The following is an 18,449-nucleotide window of genomic DNA, read 5'->3' as shown; positions in this document are numbered from 1 at the left end:
GCAGCGAAAGCTAAACAAGCTGACGCCGATGGAATATCGACGCCAGCTTGCAGCCTAGGCTTTTTTCATTTGTCCGTTAAATGGGGTCTTGACCATTAATGCAGTGGGTTTTTGTCGTTACCCAAGATGACAAGCAGGTCCTATAAAAGTTAGAACTACATTTTACACAGGCCGTCAAATACAATTGGCTTATCAGCCAGATTGGCAGATTGACTTCAAACCAACATACAAGGGAGGGCGACATGATGAAAATTCTTAAATACCTCTTTCTATTCTTAAATAGTCTGTTGTCTTTTTACGCAGGTTTGTAGGCTTACGAAATGGTTCTATGGTTAGTTTGGGAGCAAACCATTAGCGAAGGGGATTTACGAGCCGTTCGGTATTGGGCGGGAATCGCGTATTTCATCATCTTGGTTCCCGCTTATTTTTTGATATGTTCCTATGTTGCATCCAAATTAAAATCGGGAATTATGCGTATACTTCTTTATCCTATCGGGTGCGCACTTGTGTTTGTTTTTCCCACCTTGTTTATATTTGCTGTTTTTGGCGGCGGAAATCTCTTTTCGGCGGAGGCGTTCCTGTTTTATGTGTTTTTTATTTCTTCCGGCGTGGTATTTGGTCTTGGGTATGCTTTGAGCATGTTTTTGACATCAAATAGGTTTAGAAAATAATTCGTAGGAGCATTCTCTTTAGTGTAAAAGAGGGTGCTTTTTTGTTTTATCTAATGAAGGGAAAGAAAATATCGTTTACAATGGAATTATTAACCATACCTAGCATTGCATGATTAACTTCGATCAGCAATGTCTATGAAATTAATGGTGGCAGGTATGCGTATAAATTCAATCTGCATGATTGGCCCAGAGCTATCAACCATCGTATATACATGAAGTATAGATTTGCTCCTAATATAACGGGAACTTTACGTGCAGATGCATACAGCCATTATGCACATCAGGAAAAAGTCTACTCCATTGACCCATCTATACAGTTACCGGTAGGAGGAGGCTTGCAATTATCATCCGATGAAGATTTTGATAAAGTTGACGGGCATGCTTCGCTTGTATGGTGACGTAACATATTTTACTTTAGGGGCTGGCTTTAATGAATTCTAACAAGTTAATGTTGTCCGGTATTTTTTTGTTCATCTTGTTGAATTTTGCGACAGAAACTATGCATCTGAATTTATATGTTTTTGAAATCATAATTCCTATCATTGCTGTGGTTTTGTTTGTTTACGGTCTTGTAAAAAAGAATTAGAGTTTGAACGAAATTATATATCATCTCGCATTTCATGTTACTGAACAACTTATCCTATTAGCTGTTAAAGGCTATAAGGATAAGTTGTTTTATTATGTAGGAGTATTTTATTCCTAAACCATGATGTTCCGGATTTATTGTGTATACTATGTAATAGTATCTTTTTGAAAGAAGGAGAGTTCCTGTAGTGAATTATACAGTAGTTTCTTTTTTCGCTGGCGCCGGCGGTATGGATTACGGATTTAGTGAAGCGGGTTACAAGATTCTTTGTGGAGTTAATAGAAATACCGATTGCTGCGAGACCCATAGAAATTGGTCTAATGCTACTGTCATTAATACGAATTTATTGGAAATTAATATTGAGGATATACCGCAAGCGGATATAATATTAGCCTCGCTTACTTCAGTGTCTTTTTCAAAAGCAAATCCTTCGAAACAGCATAGTAAATTATATGAAGAGGAAAAAATTTTTCAAGTTATAACACATTGTAAGCCTAGGGCATTTGTTATTGAAAGTACAAAAGCACACGTTAGTGAGATTAGCAAGTTTTACGAAGGAATGGACTATAAATTGTATTCCAAACTACTCAATACAAAAGAGCATGGTATTGCGCAAAATCGAAAAATATGGGTTACGGTTGGCATTCATAAAGATATTGATAGGAAATTTGAATTTCTTAATAAAAGTGAAGAATTGATTTTTGTGAAAAAAGTGATAAATAATCATGATGTTAATAATATTAAAAATCGAATGAAGTTTAGCAGAAAAAGTATCGATAGACATAAAGTAAATATGAGATATAAAGAAGTGGATTTCAACGATATAGCACCCTCGCTTAAAGCATATAGATTGTACCGCAAAGATTTAATAAATGTTGCTAAAGACTGTTACTACTCTCTTTCATGGGAGGAAGCGGCAGCGATTCAAACTTTCCCAAATTGGTTTAAATTTTCGGGCTCTCTTTCTTCTAAATTCGAGCAAATAAATACATCTTTTCCTCCTGAACTTGGAAGACAAATTGCAATGCAACTTAAAGAGGTTCTCTCATCTTCATTCGGAATTCAAAGCTCATCTAGTATTTTTATTGATAATATACCGGTTATCGAGAAGCAATTAATAAAAGAGGAAGAAAACAACGTAGAACAAGACACTATAAACCCCAAAAATATTGATTTGGTTTCTAACTGCTGTATCTATCCAAAGGAGAACTTCAATAGAAATGTTTGTTTACAGCCATTAAATGATTATGACAAAAGTTCGATTAATTTTATAAATCAATTAGAATCATTATCAACCGGGAACGAAGATGCCTATTCATATCATAATCTTGTGTTTGAGTGCTTGAATTATATATTCAAAGGTAGTTTTATAAGAGGAAAAATTGAAAAGAAAATAAATAACGGCAGAAAAAAAGTGGATATAATTTTTGATAATTACGACGAAACAGGTTTTTTTGCTCATATTGGGAAAAGATATAATATATATTGTCCTAAAATTTTCATTGAGTGCAAAAATTATAGCGATGATCCCGGCAATCCCGAATTAGATCAATTGTTAGGTCGGTTGGGGAGGAATACAGGTTGGCTTGGTATGCTGGTCTGTCGAGAGATAAAGGACGAATCGAAGTTACTCGCAAGATGTAAGGATATACTGAATCAACATAATAAATATATATTATTTCTACATGATTTAGATATAAAAACATTAGTGAAGCTAAAGGAAGCTTCGGATGATGAAGGTATGAGAGAGTTTTTTTCGGTAAAATGGGATGAATTGATTATGTGAAAATAAATGATGTAAATAAGGTATACTTCTGTTTTTCAGAACAAGTATTAATATCGAAATGACTTAAAGATAAGTAATGAAACGACTCAATAAATATTAAGTTTCCCTCATTAGATCTGACTTTAATGTAATGTTGATTCATTAGCGTGAACAGGATCAAAAGCGAGAGGTGGGAAATTTAATGGACAAGTTTTCAAAAGAGCAAAGAAGTAAAATGATGAGTGCCGTGCGAGGAAAAAATACTTTGCTCGAATCTAAAGTCACGAGAGATTTATGGCACAAAGGAATAAGTTTCAGAAAAAACGTTAAATCGTTGTTTGGCAAACCGGATATAGCGATAAAAAAATATAAACTTGTGATTTTTATAGATTCTTGTTTTTGGCACGGTTGTCCGATACATTGTAAATTGCCTCAAACAAACAAGGAATTTTGGGAATTGAAAATTCACAAAAATATCCAACGTGATAGTGTCGTAACCCGACATTATAAAGAAATAGGTTGGCATATAATTAGAATATGGGAACATGAATTAAAGGAAGACTTGGCTCAAATTATTGAGATGATAGATTGTAAACTAAAAGAAATAAAAAACAGCATCAAAAAAAATAACACGCCTTGATAAGCGTGTTTAATCTTAAACTTCAACAAGAGGTTCCTCCGCCGGCAACTCTTCTATTTCGGACAAGTTAAGTTGTTTGTGGAACTCTTCCAAAAAACATCTGGCGAGTTTTACGGGGACCGCATTTCCTATTTGAGTGGCTATGTTTTCACTGGAACCTTCGTTTACCTTTCCGTTTAACCTTCCCGTAAATTTGTAGCTGACCGGGAATGATTGTATCAAAGCGGCCTCTCTCATACTGATGGCACGATCTTCTACCGGATGTCCGAATCTTCCTTTGGTATAGGCCAAGCAGCCACAGGTTATTGTGGGAGAATAATCCTCATAATTCATTCGTCCGTATACGTCTCCAAAGCTTACGTTTTCTTTCGAATGACACGCAAGTCCTAACGAGAGATCAGGTGGCCAATCGGATCTGCTTCCGCCGTTCCTGGGAGTGTTTCTAATACGTTGCAGATTAACGTCGGATAAATTTCTACATTTATGCAGTATATCGTTAGCATCGGTTTGACCCGCATTTAACGGGGGAAGATTGAATTCTCTTAAATATTCACCGAGTTTGGGGGCTTTATTTTTAGCCGGCCAAATCGGTAACGGACTACTGATATAAGGAGTTCCTTTGGACGAATATAAAATTGTCGCATCCCCATTCGGAAATACTTCGATTTTTTTTCCTATCAATATAAGTCTTTTTCTTCGCTGAGGCACGCCGTAATCCGCGGCATCTACAATTTCAAATCTTAAATGATAAGAAGGACGATTTGAATGTTTCTTATAGCCCAAAGTATCCACATTTGCCAGAAGTTCCAAAAAAATATGAAAAACCTTGTAATTTAAAACATTGTCGACATTTTCGAAGAATATAAAAGTCGGCTCAAATAAATTGGTAACACGCAAAATTTCAAGCGTAAGCTTGTTTCTTTCATCTCGATTATTACTGCTTTTTTTTCTGCTATGTCTAGAGAATCCTTGACATGGCGGAGTTGCTATAAGTAAATCAAGCGGTCGGTTTCCTAATCTTGTCTTCTTGATGTTAACCCATTGTTTCTTTTTGATTTTTTTTATATCCTTTACCAACAAATGGCCTTTTCCGTGATTAAGGCCGTAAGTGCTTGCGATAACTTCATCATACTCTACCGCACATATTATATCGAATAATCCTCTGGCCGCCTCGGATACCCCGCCTGCCCCGGAAAAAAGATCTATCGCGTGTCTCAATTGATAAGCCTCCAAATTTCCTGTATAGATCATTATTTTATATCAGTGTAGCCCTTCGTGAAAAGAGGTGTGGCTACATTTAAGCTTTGAATAAATACGAACTATCCAATTGGAGACATTTAACAATTTTTCGTTTATACTAGAGCGTGAAGTGATAAATCGAATTGTAAATAGGATTAAATTCCTAAATTTTATCTTTTAAATGTTAGGGGGCTTCTTGGCAAAATGACATCCAATAAATTTAGAACGAAAGCCAGAGCCGTGGAATTGCTGGGACGTAAACAGATACGGGACGATATAACCGCACTGATAGAGTTAATGAAGAATTCTTATGATGCGGATGCCGAAATGGTGGTCGTAGATTTTACCCTTGAAGACGAATCTCCTTATCTTCTCCTATATGATGACGGCCAAGGCATGACCGAACAAGAGTTATTGGAGAAATGGCTTGTTATCGGTACGGATTCCAAAAAGAAAGAAAAAAGTCTTCAACGGTCCAGAAAAAAGGGTAGGCGATTGATGGGCGAAAAAGGAATAGGAAGACTAGCTTCGGCCGCTTTGGGAGAAGAACTTGTCATGTTTACGAAATCGCTAAACCATAACTGGAACGTATTGTTTTTGAATTGGAATGTTTTTGAAAACACGAATCTTTTCCTCGATGACGTTTCCATACCTACTATTCTAAATGAAACCAGGGGAGAATTACTTAAACAAGACAACATCAATAACTTAGTACTCACCCAGCGAGAAAATCTTAATTTACCCGGTTGGTTTGACGAGAATGGCAAGGAATATAAAAACAACGCTCAGTTATATGAAATCGTATCCGAGCAAATTAATAATTTTAAACTTCCCATAGATCACATTGATTCGATCATCCAACTTCTCAATGACATAGGTCAGGGAACGCTTATTGTTATAAAGAATTTAAGGCAGAGATGGGAAGATGTATTCGATCCTAGGCCTGAGAAATCCGATTTCATTTCTGAGTCGAGAAGAAACAAACTTGGTACATTTGTCGATACTTTCAGAAATGCAGTACAAGAATTTGATGTACATCTGTATGTAGATAACCGCACAATAGAATTTAATTATAGTTTTGATGATGAATTATTTGACATTTATGACCTCAAGATCAAGGGCACTATAGACAAAGGTAAATTTTACGGCAAAATTTATTCTCCTACTGCAGAAATAAATGTATTGAATGAATGCAATATAATTCTTGAGCAGGGGATAGATGTAACATTCGGTATAATGAATTGGAGAGAAAAGGATTGCGGTACATTTGAGGTCGAGCTTTGTCATATAGAAATGCAAAAGAAAAACAGCTCATTGAGTGAAGAAGAACGTGCGAAGATAGACATACGTTTAAAAAATTCCGGCGGAATAATGGTGTTTAGGGATGGGGTACGTGTTCTACCTTATGGAGAACTTGAAAATGATTTTCTTAACTTAGAAAGAAATCGTTCCAAAAATGCGGGTCTTTATTTATTTAGCCATAGAAATATGTTCGGAAGGATAATGTTAGATTCCGAACAGAACCCAAAACTGGAGGATAAATCGAGTCGTGAAGGACTTTTAGAAAATGAGCAATATCATTATTTCATAAAAACGCTACAAAACCTTTTGGTTAGAATAGCGATTGAATTCGTATCGGATTCTCGAAAAGGTTCTAAGGGTTTACGCGGAACGTATGTCAGTAGGAATAATATGGAATTCGATAAAAAGAAACGCGAAGCGAAGCATATAAAAGATGAAGCAGTAGCTGCTAAGAAGGAAATAACAAGATTAAAAAAGGAGTATAAAGAAAAAAACAAAGAATTCTCCTTTCAAAAACACAGTGTCTATGATATCGATTTTGAAAATGTACCGATGGAATTGAAGTATAAAATGTTATCGGAGAAATACAAGTTATTAAAAGTACAATTCGATAACAAGATAAAAAATGTAAATGATAAGATGGTTCAATTGCAAATACAAATTAATGCTCGATATTCAAGCTATATAGATCCTGATTTTTTGGAGGACATTTATTCTCATAACATAGAGGTCGAGGAATATTTTAATAGACTTCAAAAGGAAATTAAAGAAAAATACGACATCTTGGAAAATCAATATAAATTTCGACTTGAAAAATGGCAAAAATCCGTAAGCAATTATTTGGAACATGATTTTGATAAATATATTTCGCTTAACAAAACGAGAATACAATATTTAAAAGACGGTTTGTCTTCAAGATTAGCAGAGATAGATAAAATTGTAACCGAAACGATTAATGAAAAAAAGACAGAACTTGGTTTTCTTACTTCAATTGAAAAAATCATGACAGAATACAAAGAAGACATGATTCAGAAAGAACGTGTGCTTCATGATCAATTAGCAGCTCGAATTGAACAGGCTAATAATTTATTAAATGAGCTTAGTTTAAATGTACCTAGTGAATTAAAAACAAGTGCACAAGAAATGGAAAAATTCATCGCGCTTACCGAACAAGACATACAAAATGTGTTTTCGAAAAATTCCATACGAAAACAATTTGACGGTTTGGTCGAAAATCAATTGAAAGCCATACTTGAGGAGATTTCAAACAAACTCACATATGCGACCGAGGAAAATCAAATTATCGGTGCCTTGTCTGAACGAGTCGCGACTTTAGAAAGAGAAAACGAGCTATACTCCGATTTGGCGAACATGGGAATGGCCGCGGAAATAGTCAACCATGAATTTAATCAGTTATTCACAAATGTAAACGATGCCATTAAGAATCTCCGTAATATAAACGGAAATGCGGAAAAATATTGGATTGATCAAATCGAAACCGGATTTAGAGCAATCTCCGCCAGACATACTCAATTGTCACCCATGTACAGAAGCTATAACTTGAGGAAAAGGCCGTATAAATTGTATGACATGGTTGAAGATATGTTAAGTTTTTTTGAAGCTAGGATCAACAAAAATAAAATCAAAGTTACCAATTCCGTGAATCCGGAAATCAAGTTAAACCTATCGCCTTCCAAGATGTATCCGGTGTTCTCCAATTTAATTGATAATGCGATTTACTGGATCTTAAACCAAGATGAAAAAGTGATTCTGTTTCGTTTCGACGAATACAAGAACGCCATTTATATTGAGGATAGCGGCCCCGGAATATCAGCTCGTATAACGGAAAAGATCTTTGACCCTTTTTATACGGGACGACCGGAAGGTAGAGGTTTAGGATTAACGATCGTCAAAAAAGTCCTTGAATCTCAAAACCATACGATAAGTGTTATTCAGGATAAAAAAGTGAAAAGTTTAAACGGAGCCTGTTTCGAGATAATTTTTAATCAAGATGATAAAGTGGGGACTTAAAATGGGGACACAGAGTGTTAAAGACATCGCTTTTAAATATTTTAGCGACATTATATACATTGATGACGCACTGAAACATCCCAATGAATATATCCAATATAATCTTTCCATGAGAGAGCAAGCAAGTGCTTCCGAAAAGATACAGCAAGATAACACACCGAAAATATATCGCCGCTTACCGACTAAAGGAATCGCACAACCTACAGAAATTGAGGAAAGAATCAAAAGTGATACCTCAAACGTATATCCCGAGGATTACTCCAGAGCGTTTAATCTTTTATATCAATTCCAAAAATTAGGTTGTAAAGCGAGCCCTTATTATTTTGAGTCGGTTGAATCTATTGATCAAGCGGTTAGGCTCATTGAGGCTTCTCATCTGTCGGTTCTCGATTGGGAATTGGATGCGACAGGCGGAGAAACGACGTTAAAATTACTGGATAGAGCGCTTATCAACAAAGAAAAAATGAAAATGATCGTTATATATACCAAGTCACCTCAGATGGCTAGAAAAAGTCTACATGGTAAATATCCTGACTGCCCTCCCGAGAAAATAAAAAAAGAGAGAATCGAATACGATTTAGTAAAGTTAGAAAACGCAATGATCCTAATATGCAATAAAGAAGATTTTAGCGCGGAAGATATTTTAAATACTTTCGTCGATCAAATTATATCAAGCTACGGCTATTTTCCATTCGGTTTTTTTGATGCGATAAATAAAATGAACGATCAAACCGCTCTTATTATGCAAAGATTTTCTTACCCGTTTGACAACGCTCTGATTCTGCAACTTAGTTCGTCGGGTATTACGCAGAATGATTATGCACAAATTGTTTCCAAGATGGTTACTAATCATTTTAATAGGGAAACTTTTATTAATCCCGTTATTTTAGAAAGTATCATTGATAATTGGAAAAAAGCCATTAATCGATTATTAAGTAATCCGGATGAACAACTAATAAGTAGTATTAAAAGTTACATTGAGGAAATTTGTAACCTTCATAACAAAGGGAAAAACGGAAGGAAAAATGTCAAGAATATAAAGTTACTCGAAGAGATACCTGTTGACAAGTGGAAAAACTATCTGGATATGCTGAATAACCTCGATCTAAAAATACGTGATCCGTTTAAGCAGCTTAAAGATGAAGTGATAAAAGAAGCTCTGGAGATTAAAACAAATCAAGAATTATCCAAGTGTAAGTTTAATAAGGAACTGGAAGAAAGTGACTCAAGAATAAAAGAAAGCTACTGTAAATTACTCTCTGAAAAGTTCGCAAAAGAGATAAAAGAAGTATTAGGACCGCTTGTTCCGGTGATATTTGTTTTCTTGCTTTCTTCTAAATCCAGTGCCGCAACAATAAAAAAGTCCGTCAAAGAACTGGTTCATATAATGAAAGTCCTACCTTATCCGAATCAAACAATAGATAAAGTAGAGTCGCTGGATGACGACCAGTTAGTCAACTATTTCTCGACAGGGGATGTGTTATTCGGGGATGATCAAGAGGTATTGGTTTGCATAAGTCCGAGTTGTGACGCGTTTAATCCGGCGGAAAAGGTTGAGCACAATCTTAAATTCGTTTGCGGAACGATCATCAAAAAGGATACCGATTTTCAAAGGTTAAAGGAAAGTCAGCGTCTTTCGGTAATTCCCGATCCGTCCGGTACAGGATTGTTGTGTGTAAAGTGGGAATATTACAAAACCAAAATCATGGATATTAAAAATAATTTTGCCGAATATAAGGATTACAAAAGGCCCTATAAGTTTGAACAATCTTATTGCCAACAAATAATAAATTCTTACCTTGCCTATCATTCCAGATCCGGTGTAGATGAATTGTTCTTTAAAAATGAATCAAGTATGCGTAATTTCTTTCTCTTTCCTAACGATTAGCATATTAGGTTTATTTCCGGGAAATTATTAGGAGTGATTAGTCTGAATAGTGATCCAATCAATATTGTCGAAAGTCTGATTCAACATACAAAGGAAAAACTTGTTGATTCTGGATTCGATAAAAATATTTCCTCTATTATGGCAATGATAACTGTTTTCGACAATTCTTTTTTTGGTTTAAGATTTGGTTCTTTTATGAAAACTGAAGTCGTGAAGCTCTTTGCATACGGATGTGGAATGGCATTAAATGAGTTTTATGATCATGATTTTTCAAAAGATGAAGAAGCGGAATTGTTTGTTATGAATCAAGAAGAATATAATTGGGCCTATGATACACTTTTACAATTCGGACTTCTCAGCCTCTTAAAACTGTATTTAGACTACTATCGAACAGGATTAATTGATATTAAAATTTCTAGCACTTATGAAATTAATGTAATATATCTTACAAAAATCTTAGGGGTTGAATACGTTGAACGTGGAGATATGTTATGGAATCTAAAACATAGCGAGATTGAAGACAAGAGACAAGTTGAAAAATCTAAATATATTCATAATATAATGAAAAAGAATGTGTATATTTCACAAAAAAACTTTATAGCTTACTCAAGTATGCCTGAGGTGGATGACTTCTACCTAAAGCTTGCACTTGACGAATTAGAGAGTACACTTGGAAAAGACTTTTTTCTGCCGGATACAAAATTCGGTGAAATCGAATATCAAGTCTACTTAAATGCTTTAGCTTTTTTAAAAAGTTTATCAATGAGACATGTTGGTTATTTTTCAAATGTGCTTGGTAAAATAAAAAAGCTGAATTCATTTAATTTAATTCAATTAGTTATTTCTGAAGAAGAAGTTGCGGTTTCTTTATCGAAGTATTTGAAAATAAACTTTCAAGCGGCAATCGGTATAATAGATTTACTGACTTTGAATGAAGAAAATAAAGTAGCACATTGTTCTAAAGTCGATGGGCCACTAGCTCCTTTACAAAGAATATCTTCGAAACAATTACTATTTTCATACAGTGCCTTTTATGGGCAACCGGTCCTGTTTTTGTTATCTGAACTCAAAAGAAGGTATTCTAAAGATTGGGATCGGGCATTAAATAAGCGAGAAGAGATTTTTAGAATGCAACTGTATGCTTTCTTCAATCAAAAGAGGTATGTAATGATCAACAAACCCATAGTTATCAAAAAAAATAGCAAGGTAATTACTGACATTGATGGTGTAATTTTCGATACTCAAACAGGTGAGCTTGGCCTCTTTCAATTAAAATGGCAAGAACCATTTGCAAGCTCTCCTTTTGAAAGAAGTAGTAGAAAGAGAAACTTTGAGTCTGAAAGTGTAGATTGGGTTAATGTAATCAGCGGTTGGTTGGAAAATCTCTCATTAGATGAATTGAGTCATCATCTAGGAATTAAAAAGAGCAAACTATCTACATGGAATAGAACGAAATTGTTCATTCTTGGACGTCATTCTGCACATTTTTCTGGGGATACAGAACTCGATGAAAGAGCAGCATGGGGAATATGGCCTCAAATAATACGGCTTTTTAACGAAGTAGACGAAAAAGATAGAAGTAATACATTGAATTGGCTATATGATATCTTAAAAAAGGACTCACCTGTCATGAATGCAAAAAGAGACAGGAAACAATATAGCGACTATTCATGGTTTATAGAGGGATACAGAATTAATATTTTTAGAAGTCATCTTCAATAAGATTCAAATTTATTTGAAGTTCTAAATTAAAGCTGACTTCTGTAGTACGTCCTCGCGTACCACTTCACTCTCGAATTTCTGATATCCTATCCTTAAAACCTACAGGATGGAGGTAAATTCATGACTCACTGGCGTAACAACTCCCTAATCTGCCGCTTCGATAACCTAGCAGACGAGGCCGATACCTCAACCGTTTTCCAACCCATTATGGAGCAGCTTAGTGCCTTAGAAATGGAATTATTACAATCACTTCAACCAGATCAGCAGATGTTTTTCCGAGAGTGGCAAGACAAGGGAATAGCTCTGGAGTACATGAAGAAAGAGTGGATTTACATCAAAGGCGTGCAGGACGGCATCAAGATTTTGTCCCAGCTTCATAGCGAATGACTGGCCTGGGTCATGTCTAGCATTTGAGTCAGCCAGCCATACCATACACAACTCAAAGCCTCGTTCTGATTACCTTATAGGTATCGAGACCTAGGCTTTTTTTGTTTTGTGCCCTCCAAGAAAGGAAATCCATGGAATTTTAGCGAATGATGTCTTATATCGTTTTATAAATGAGGAGAAGACGTATGTTTGCTAAACTACGGGCACTTTTTGCCAAGCCAGCATCAGAACCGCCCCAAAAGAAAGCTAAACAAGCACCCGCCGCGAGACGCCCCAAAGTGGAGGCCACCCGGATCGGGGAACTGGGGGAGCACAAAATCAATATTCAATTGGATCAGCTTCCAAAGGAATGCCGATATCTGAGCGATCTGCTGATTCCGAATCCAAAGTCACGGTCAGGATACTCTCAAATTGATCATTTGGTCATTTCTCCTTATGGGCTTTTTGTCATCGAAACGAAGAATTACAACGGGGAAATCAAGGGTGCGCGTAAGGACCGATACTGGCGTGTAAGCAACCGGTTCAACATGTACAATCCGCTGATGCAGAACTACGGGCATATTAAAGCGGTGGAGCTGCAAATTCCGGCTTACAAGCGGGTGAAATTCATTTCGATGATTTCGTTTACGATGCGGTGCCGTTTTAGCATAGATCCGGAGCTGCGGAAAATTCAGTCCGATGAACTTATCGTTTACGATGTTGAGCTTTCGGAGTTTATCGGGCGCAAGATGGTTCGCATGCAGGCAGAGAATCCAGAACCATCGCTTTCGGAAACGGACATTAGGGGGATTTACGAGCTGGTCGCGGCAGCGAATATTACAGACAAGAAGATCAGGGACGAGCACATCGAGAAAAGCAAAAAGGCTTAGCGTTCGTTACATGCGAGAGGCTGCATTTTACAAACGGGGGGATACAGAGATGACCAAATGGTGGATGGTGCGGGCAGGAGATTATAATGAGTTGATTCCAGAGTGGCAAGCCAATAAAATTGCTTCAATCGGCTGGCCGCAATTGGGTGTTCCCGAGAAATTTGCATCTAAGGAAAAGTTTACTGAACATGTTCATGTGATATATGGGAATGAAAAGCCAAGGACTAGATCATCATGGGCAGGGCAGGTTTGGAGATATTGCCGTGAGCTCACTGTAAATGACCGAGTGATTACCTATTCCAGAGAAACCCGGGAGTATTTGCTCGGAACGGTGACCAAGGCGCCAGAATACAGAACGGATATCAATGCTTTGTATCCAAATGTGATTTCCGTGGCTTGGGAGTCCAAACGAATTCCACGCGATTTGTTTTCGCAAAGAGCGAAGTACTCTTTAGGCAGCACACTGACGGTTTTCCGGATAGACGATTGGCAGGAGGAGATTCTGGTTTTATTTCACCAAACACCAGTTGCACCTGTGAATGTCACCGTTCGAGATGAAGAAGCGGCAGAGTTTAACACGGAAGAGTTTGAGGGACGGGCCAAGTCGCTGATTGAAGATCGGGTGGACAAGCTCGACCCGTGGGAGATGCAGGAACTGGTCGCGGGGTTGCTTCAAGCGATGGGCTACCAGACAAAGGTGAGTCCGAAAGGTCCCGACGGGGGAGTGGATGTGCTGGCTCACCGGGATGCGTTCGGGTTCGAGAAGCCGATCATCAAGGTGCAGGTCAAGCATAGACGTGCCACCAGCGGCGGGCCCGAGGTGCAGCAGCTCGTAGGAGCAAGCCCTCACGGAGCGAGCTGTTTGTTCGTGTCCACAGGCGGTTTTACGGCGGCAGCCAGGACCGCGGCGCAGCATAATGGTGTAAAACTACTGGATTTGGCAGGCATCGTCGAGCTGATTAACGAGTGGTATGACAAGATGCCGGCGGAGAAGCAGGCGTTGATTCCGTTGAAAAGAATTTACGTGCCTTCGTAAGGTGAGGAAGAGAGGCAGTCACACAAGGAACATGTAACCAGGAAGGAAGTATATATGTGGAAAGATATAGCTGCTTTGTTCGGCAGCAATCCGATAGTGACCCTGTTAATTGTGGTGGTCGGCACTTCTACTTTGTGGATGTACAAAGAATTTAAAGAAATATTGAATCGAAATAACATAGCCAAACTAAATCTTATAAATGAACGTTTAAAAACTTTCGGGAAGTTGGAAGCCGCTATTGCATTAGCATTGAAGAAGCCTGAAGATGAGAGCATTTTAGCAAAATTATACGATATTCTTGGAGAAAGTAGTGCTTTATTCACGAAAGAAATGAGGGAAGTGACTCGTACCTTTTATGCACAAGGACATCCTCATATCTTGTCGGCCTTACAAATTTTTATTGATAATCAAATTAACACCTCTAGGGTGGAAAAAGCAGAGCTTTCTAAATACGAGAACTCTACAGACGTTATAGATAAGATTGAGAGAATGATAAAGCCTTTTGTTCCTATCTTATTTATATGGGCTTTTGTTTTACTGCTTGTCTCCTATGTTTCGGTTTTAATTCACCAGCAGGATATGTCCGCTAAAATTCATTGGACCATGTATTTTGTCTCTACCTTAATTTCCTTTTTATTTTTTAGTGTCTTGTTATCGGTTGGACTTGATAATAAATTAGGCAAACAAGGGCGCTACCGCTGGATGCTTCACACTACTATTGTGTTCACTCCGTTTGTTTTCTCGCTATATACAGGATTATGGTGGGTCAGCATCAGTATTCAGGTGATCGCTTTTATACTGCTTATTAAAAAGCAGAAAAAAGCCAAACATTCTTTGATCTTGCTTAAATAAACTAGTCTTATATTTGGAAGAACCATCATGACTTTACCAAGTGAATTGTCCTCGATTTTTCGTCATAAACAAAAGTATGGTCCTCATTCTTGATCTTAAGGGACACATTGAGTCCACGCTGCCGATCCATATCTGCCAACACGCGGACGACGTCACCTTCTTCTACGACAAATCGGGGACAGCGGCGTACTAGGACGGAAAATAAGCCCCAGTTCAGCCGCTGCCCGCGGTCCTTCATTTACACACTCAAAGCGGTGGCGTTACTCCTAATTGCACCCAGCCTTCCTTGGAAGGACCGTAAACCGCAGGGATAGGCAGCTCCGCTTGCCGCATGAGGACCGTAACCTGACCCCGATGATGAACAATGTGTTTGATTAATCCCATGAAGATCGTCGCGTTGGATTCCAATCTTCCGAACGCATGTTGGACGTGCTTCAACGAATCGTCCGTCCACTGTTCTTGAAAAGCTTGGACTACATGAGAGCTGACCTTATTGAAGGTCTCCGCGATCTCCTTTGCGGACGGCACCTCGTTCGGATTCGGCACTTTCTCTACCAAGACTCCGAATTCGGTTAAATAATCCGGGATATTCGTGACAAAATGCCACGCAATCCTTCCGAGCGTACGCCCCCCGGGAGATACCTGCTGCCCGAGCGCATGATCGGTCAACCCGTCCAATACCTTTTGGGTTAATGCCGCCTCATTTTTCCATTCGATGATCAAATCCTGTACGGTAACGTACATCTTCTCATTCCTTTCCTGGGTGAAAATATTTCCTCATGACCGAACCGTTCTCGCCGGAATTCATCATCCCGTTTTCTCTCTCATCTCTATAAAATTTTGTTTAGCTCTAATCCATCATAATCGTTAATGGTGACAGCTATTGTCACTAATTATTTTTTTTCAACCGCTGATAGGCAAATCACGGATCTCAAGCTTTCGCTGCTGTTGCCCATACAAACCGGCCAATACAGCGGCAATAGCCATAAAGATGGCGCTGGATGCCACGCCGAATTGCAAGCCGTACCGTTCGACCGCCACGCCTCCAACGATGGGTCCGATAATCTGTCCAGAGGCAAAAAAGGCAGTAGCTATGCTAAGACATGACGCATACGTGTGGTGAGGGACATGGCGACGAAGAAGCGCAGTTGTCATCAGCGGCGGGGTAATAAAGGAAACCAGCCCGATCGTGGCGGCTCCGAGCACAGTAACTAACATATTATGAGTGATTACCCCGCACACACCGATCGTCCCCAAGGTTAACCCCGACGCAAGCGTATATCCGCTGGGCCATCGGTCAATGGCTTTGCCTCCGATCCATCCGTTAAACAAACCCGCAAATCCGATTCCGGACCATATCAACCCGGCATAGAGGGACGGAATGCCTTTGCTCACCAGATAGGGAATCAAATACGTGAAATAGATGATATATCCCCATCCGAAGAAAAAATAAGAAGCAATAAGAAACAAGAGCCTCTTCGGGTTCAACAGAAGACGGTACACATTTTCGCTTTCTTTGTCCCGTGGCTTCGATTCGGTCTGCGAGGGTATTTTTTCGGCTTCCCTTTTTCTGGTGACAAACTCGAAACCGACTGCGGCAATTACCCCGAATACGCCCATGATCACCCAAGCATACCGCCATCCCTGCAAGTGTGAAGGGTCTATGGTAAAGGGGGCGAATAAACCCGTCACTAGGATGCCGGCAGATCCGCCTAGCCATATAAGACCCGATGCCGCTCCTCGTTCCGCCGGTCGAACGGCATCCATGGCAATGGACAGGACTAACACTGTAGCGAAGGCCGATAACAATCCAATCGCGAACCGCCAAAGCCCAAGCCCGGTGAAATGATCACTAAATGCCGAGCCGATCAAAGTCAATCCGAGCAATAAACACGTTATCCGATTAATGACCTGTTTGCGGTCCGGAAAGCGCGAGATCAAAGGAGGAAGACACAAGGTCCCGACCAAATAACCGATAAAGTTGACTGTGCCGAGTATACCCAACTGTCCGTAGCTCCCCCCGATCACCCTCTGTATCCCAGGCAGGAACATGCCGTAGGAGAGCCGGGAAAAACCGAGTATGACGACAAACAAAAACGATGCCCATAGAGTAATCCAATTAATTGCGGATTTTGTACCCATATACCCCATCTTCCCCCAAAATAATAAGTTGACCCTATTGTAAAATTTCGGGAATGTTTTGTAAAATTGAATTATATGAATAAATCGTTCAAATAATTTAAATGAAGGTGATGACTATGGATCTTCGGGCTTTAAAGACTTTCGAGGCTTGCGTGCGTCTTGGACATTTTCTGAAAGCCGCCGAGGAACTCCAATATGCTCCCTCTACGGTAACCCTTCAGATCCAGCGTCTCGAAGCGGATCTGGGCGTTTCTTTATTCGTGCGCGACGGAAAACGCGTGATCGTGACCGAAGCCGGCCGGTGGCTCCATAAGGAGGCCTCGGCTTTACTGAAGTCGATCGGAACGATGAGGCAGACCGTCTCGGATATTGCTGCGGGAGATAACGGCTCGGTGCGTTTTGCCGCTATCGAGCCCGTTGCGAGCCAGCAGTTAGCGACCGTTATAGCCGACTTTTGCAAGACCCGACCGAAAGTGGAGTTAACCATGGAAGTAAGCGGCAGCAGAACGATTGCGGAGAGGGTTCGGGCCGGCGAACTGGAATTCGTCGTTTGTTCGGCTCCACCTTCCAAACTCATGCTGGAGTTTGAGCCGCTGATCGAGGAAAGATTAGGGGTCATGTTAAACAGGAATCACCCGTTAGCCGGTCAAGACAGCATTACGGCGAGCGATCTCGCGGGGCTAACCGTTCTAGTCAAAGAACCGACTTGTATCTACCGGGAGCTTTGGGAAACGGCGCTTTATGGGGCTGGGCGAAACCCCTTCTCTTGTATGGAGGTTGGAAGTTTCTTTGTCATTCAACAAATGGTTAAGGCAGAGTTCGGCATCGGGATTGTTCCGATTTACAACGGTCTGGAACAGGAAGGTTCCTTGGTCATAAAACCTATAGCTGATTTAAATCCTGTCGTCACGATAGGCATCGCTTATAAAGACAAAAACCACCTAGGCAAGGCAGCGCTATTGTTAATGGAAGCAATTAGGGGCATCCGTGAACCCAACCCTACGCGACCAAGTGCATGATTAAGGATGCTAGCCATCATTCTGGCCTTACGGATGATTTGTTTTCAGAAAAGACCATTCAACCCAAGATCGGCGTGGAAAACATTAATATAGACATTGCTGCCCGCAAGGATCCTTTCCGTCCGTTTGAGTGGGATACTTCTTACGAAGAAGTCAAAGCTGAAAGCCATCAACTGAAAGAATCAGACGACACGTGTGAAGTGCTGTGTATCGCCGCATTTACCTTTCATTAAAACGTATAGAGCCTAGGCTGAGTCAGCGCCTGGGCTTTCCTTATGCAAAAATTTAGAAAAATTAATA

The 18,449-nt window shown here is 39.4% G+C and carries 14 protein-coding genes; 11 read left to right on the top strand and 3 right to left on the bottom strand.

Going from position 1 to position 18,449, the window contains the following annotated elements:
* Nucleotides 1-1,444: 1,444 nt before the first annotated feature.
* Together ABH899_RS25610 and ABH899_RS25605 are read left to right on the top strand one after the other, a co-directional pair.
* Nucleotides 1,445-3,043, top strand: coding sequence for a DNA cytosine methyltransferase (locus ABH899_RS25610; protein ID WP_370001533.1), 1,599 nt, complete (start codon nt 1,445-1,447; stop codon nt 3,041-3,043).
* A 181-nt stretch (nt 3,044-3,224) separates the two neighbouring features.
* Nucleotides 3,225-3,662: a very short patch repair endonuclease gene (locus ABH899_RS25605; protein WP_370001531.1), complete on the top strand. Its 438-nt coding sequence runs from the start codon at nt 3,225-3,227 to the stop codon at nt 3,660-3,662.
* Between the two features lie 15 nt (nt 3,663-3,677).
* Here the strand turns inward: ABH899_RS25605 and ABH899_RS25600 are convergent, their stop codons facing one another.
* Nucleotides 3,678-4,880: a DNA cytosine methyltransferase gene (locus ABH899_RS25600; RefSeq protein WP_370001530.1), complete on the bottom strand. Its 1,203-nt coding sequence runs from the start codon at nt 4,878-4,880 to the stop codon at nt 3,678-3,680.
* A gap of 225 nt (nt 4,881-5,105) precedes the next feature.
* On the opposite strand from ABH899_RS25600, the gene ABH899_RS25595 reads away from it, so the two are divergent.
* From ABH899_RS25595 to ABH899_RS25565, 7 genes are all read left to right on the top strand, one after another.
* Nucleotides 5,106-8,234, top strand: coding sequence for a sensor histidine kinase (locus ABH899_RS25595; RefSeq protein WP_370001529.1), 3,129 nt, complete (start codon nt 5,106-5,108; stop codon nt 8,232-8,234).
* Between the two features lies 1 nt (nt 8,235).
* The gene (locus ABH899_RS25590) at nt 8,236-10,122 is read left to right on the top strand and encodes a response regulator receiver domain (RefSeq protein ID WP_370001528.1); all 1,887 of its coding nucleotides are present in this window, start codon (nt 8,236-8,238) and stop codon (nt 10,120-10,122) included.
* 33 nt (nt 10,123-10,155) lie between these two features.
* A complete protein-coding gene (locus tag ABH899_RS25585) occupies nt 10,156-11,844 on the top strand; it encodes a hypothetical protein (RefSeq protein WP_370001527.1) in 1,689 nt (562 codons plus the stop codon).
* A 120-nt stretch (nt 11,845-11,964) separates the two neighbouring features.
* Nucleotides 11,965-12,231, top strand: coding sequence for a hypothetical protein (locus tag ABH899_RS25580; protein WP_370001526.1), 267 nt, complete (start codon nt 11,965-11,967; stop codon nt 12,229-12,231).
* A 185-nt stretch (nt 12,232-12,416) separates the two neighbouring features.
* Entirely contained in the window at nt 12,417-13,100 is a 684-nt protein-coding gene (locus tag ABH899_RS25575) for a nuclease-related domain-containing protein (RefSeq protein WP_370001525.1), read from the top strand.
* A 49-nt stretch (nt 13,101-13,149) separates the two neighbouring features.
* Nucleotides 13,150-14,136 (top strand): restriction endonuclease, encoded by a 987-nt coding sequence (locus ABH899_RS25570; RefSeq protein WP_370001524.1) that lies wholly within the window; start codon nt 13,150-13,152, stop codon nt 14,134-14,136.
* Between the two features lie 54 nt (nt 14,137-14,190).
* The gene (locus ABH899_RS25565; RefSeq protein ID WP_370001523.1) at nt 14,191-14,988 is read left to right on the top strand and encodes a hypothetical protein; all 798 of its coding nucleotides are present in this window, start codon (nt 14,191-14,193) and stop codon (nt 14,986-14,988) included.
* A 246-nt stretch (nt 14,989-15,234) separates the two neighbouring features.
* Here the strand turns inward: ABH899_RS25565 and ABH899_RS25560 are convergent, their stop codons facing one another.
* Both ABH899_RS25560 and ABH899_RS25555 read right to left on the bottom strand, forming a co-directional pair.
* Nucleotides 15,235-15,732: a DinB family protein gene (locus ABH899_RS25560; RefSeq protein WP_370001522.1), complete on the bottom strand. Its 498-nt coding sequence runs from the start codon at nt 15,730-15,732 to the stop codon at nt 15,235-15,237.
* 159 nt (nt 15,733-15,891) lie between these two features.
* Nucleotides 15,892-17,130, bottom strand: a complete 1,239-nt coding sequence (locus ABH899_RS25555; RefSeq protein WP_370001520.1) for a YbfB/YjiJ family MFS transporter — start codon at nt 17,128-17,130, stop codon at nt 15,892-15,894.
* Between the two features lie 116 nt (nt 17,131-17,246).
* On the opposite strand from ABH899_RS25555, the gene ABH899_RS25550 reads away from it, so the two are divergent.
* Complete coding sequence (locus tag ABH899_RS25550) at nt 17,247-18,149, top strand: LysR family transcriptional regulator (RefSeq protein WP_370001518.1); 903 nt, start codon at nt 17,247-17,249, stop codon at nt 18,147-18,149.
* Nucleotides 18,146-18,382, top strand: a complete 237-nt coding sequence (locus ABH899_RS25545; protein ID WP_370001516.1) for a hypothetical protein — start codon at nt 18,146-18,148, stop codon at nt 18,380-18,382. The genes ABH899_RS25550 and ABH899_RS25545 overlap by 4 nt, the downstream gene beginning before the upstream one ends.
* Nucleotides 18,383-18,449: the final 67 nt, after the last annotated feature.

It is taken from the genome of Paenibacillus sp. RC84 (assembly GCF_041260495.1).
GTDB lineage: Bacteria > Bacillota > Bacilli > Paenibacillales > NBRC-103111 > Paenibacillus_F.
Note: the sequence above shows the minus strand (reverse complement) of the source record. Positions and strands in the feature narration are given on the sequence as shown.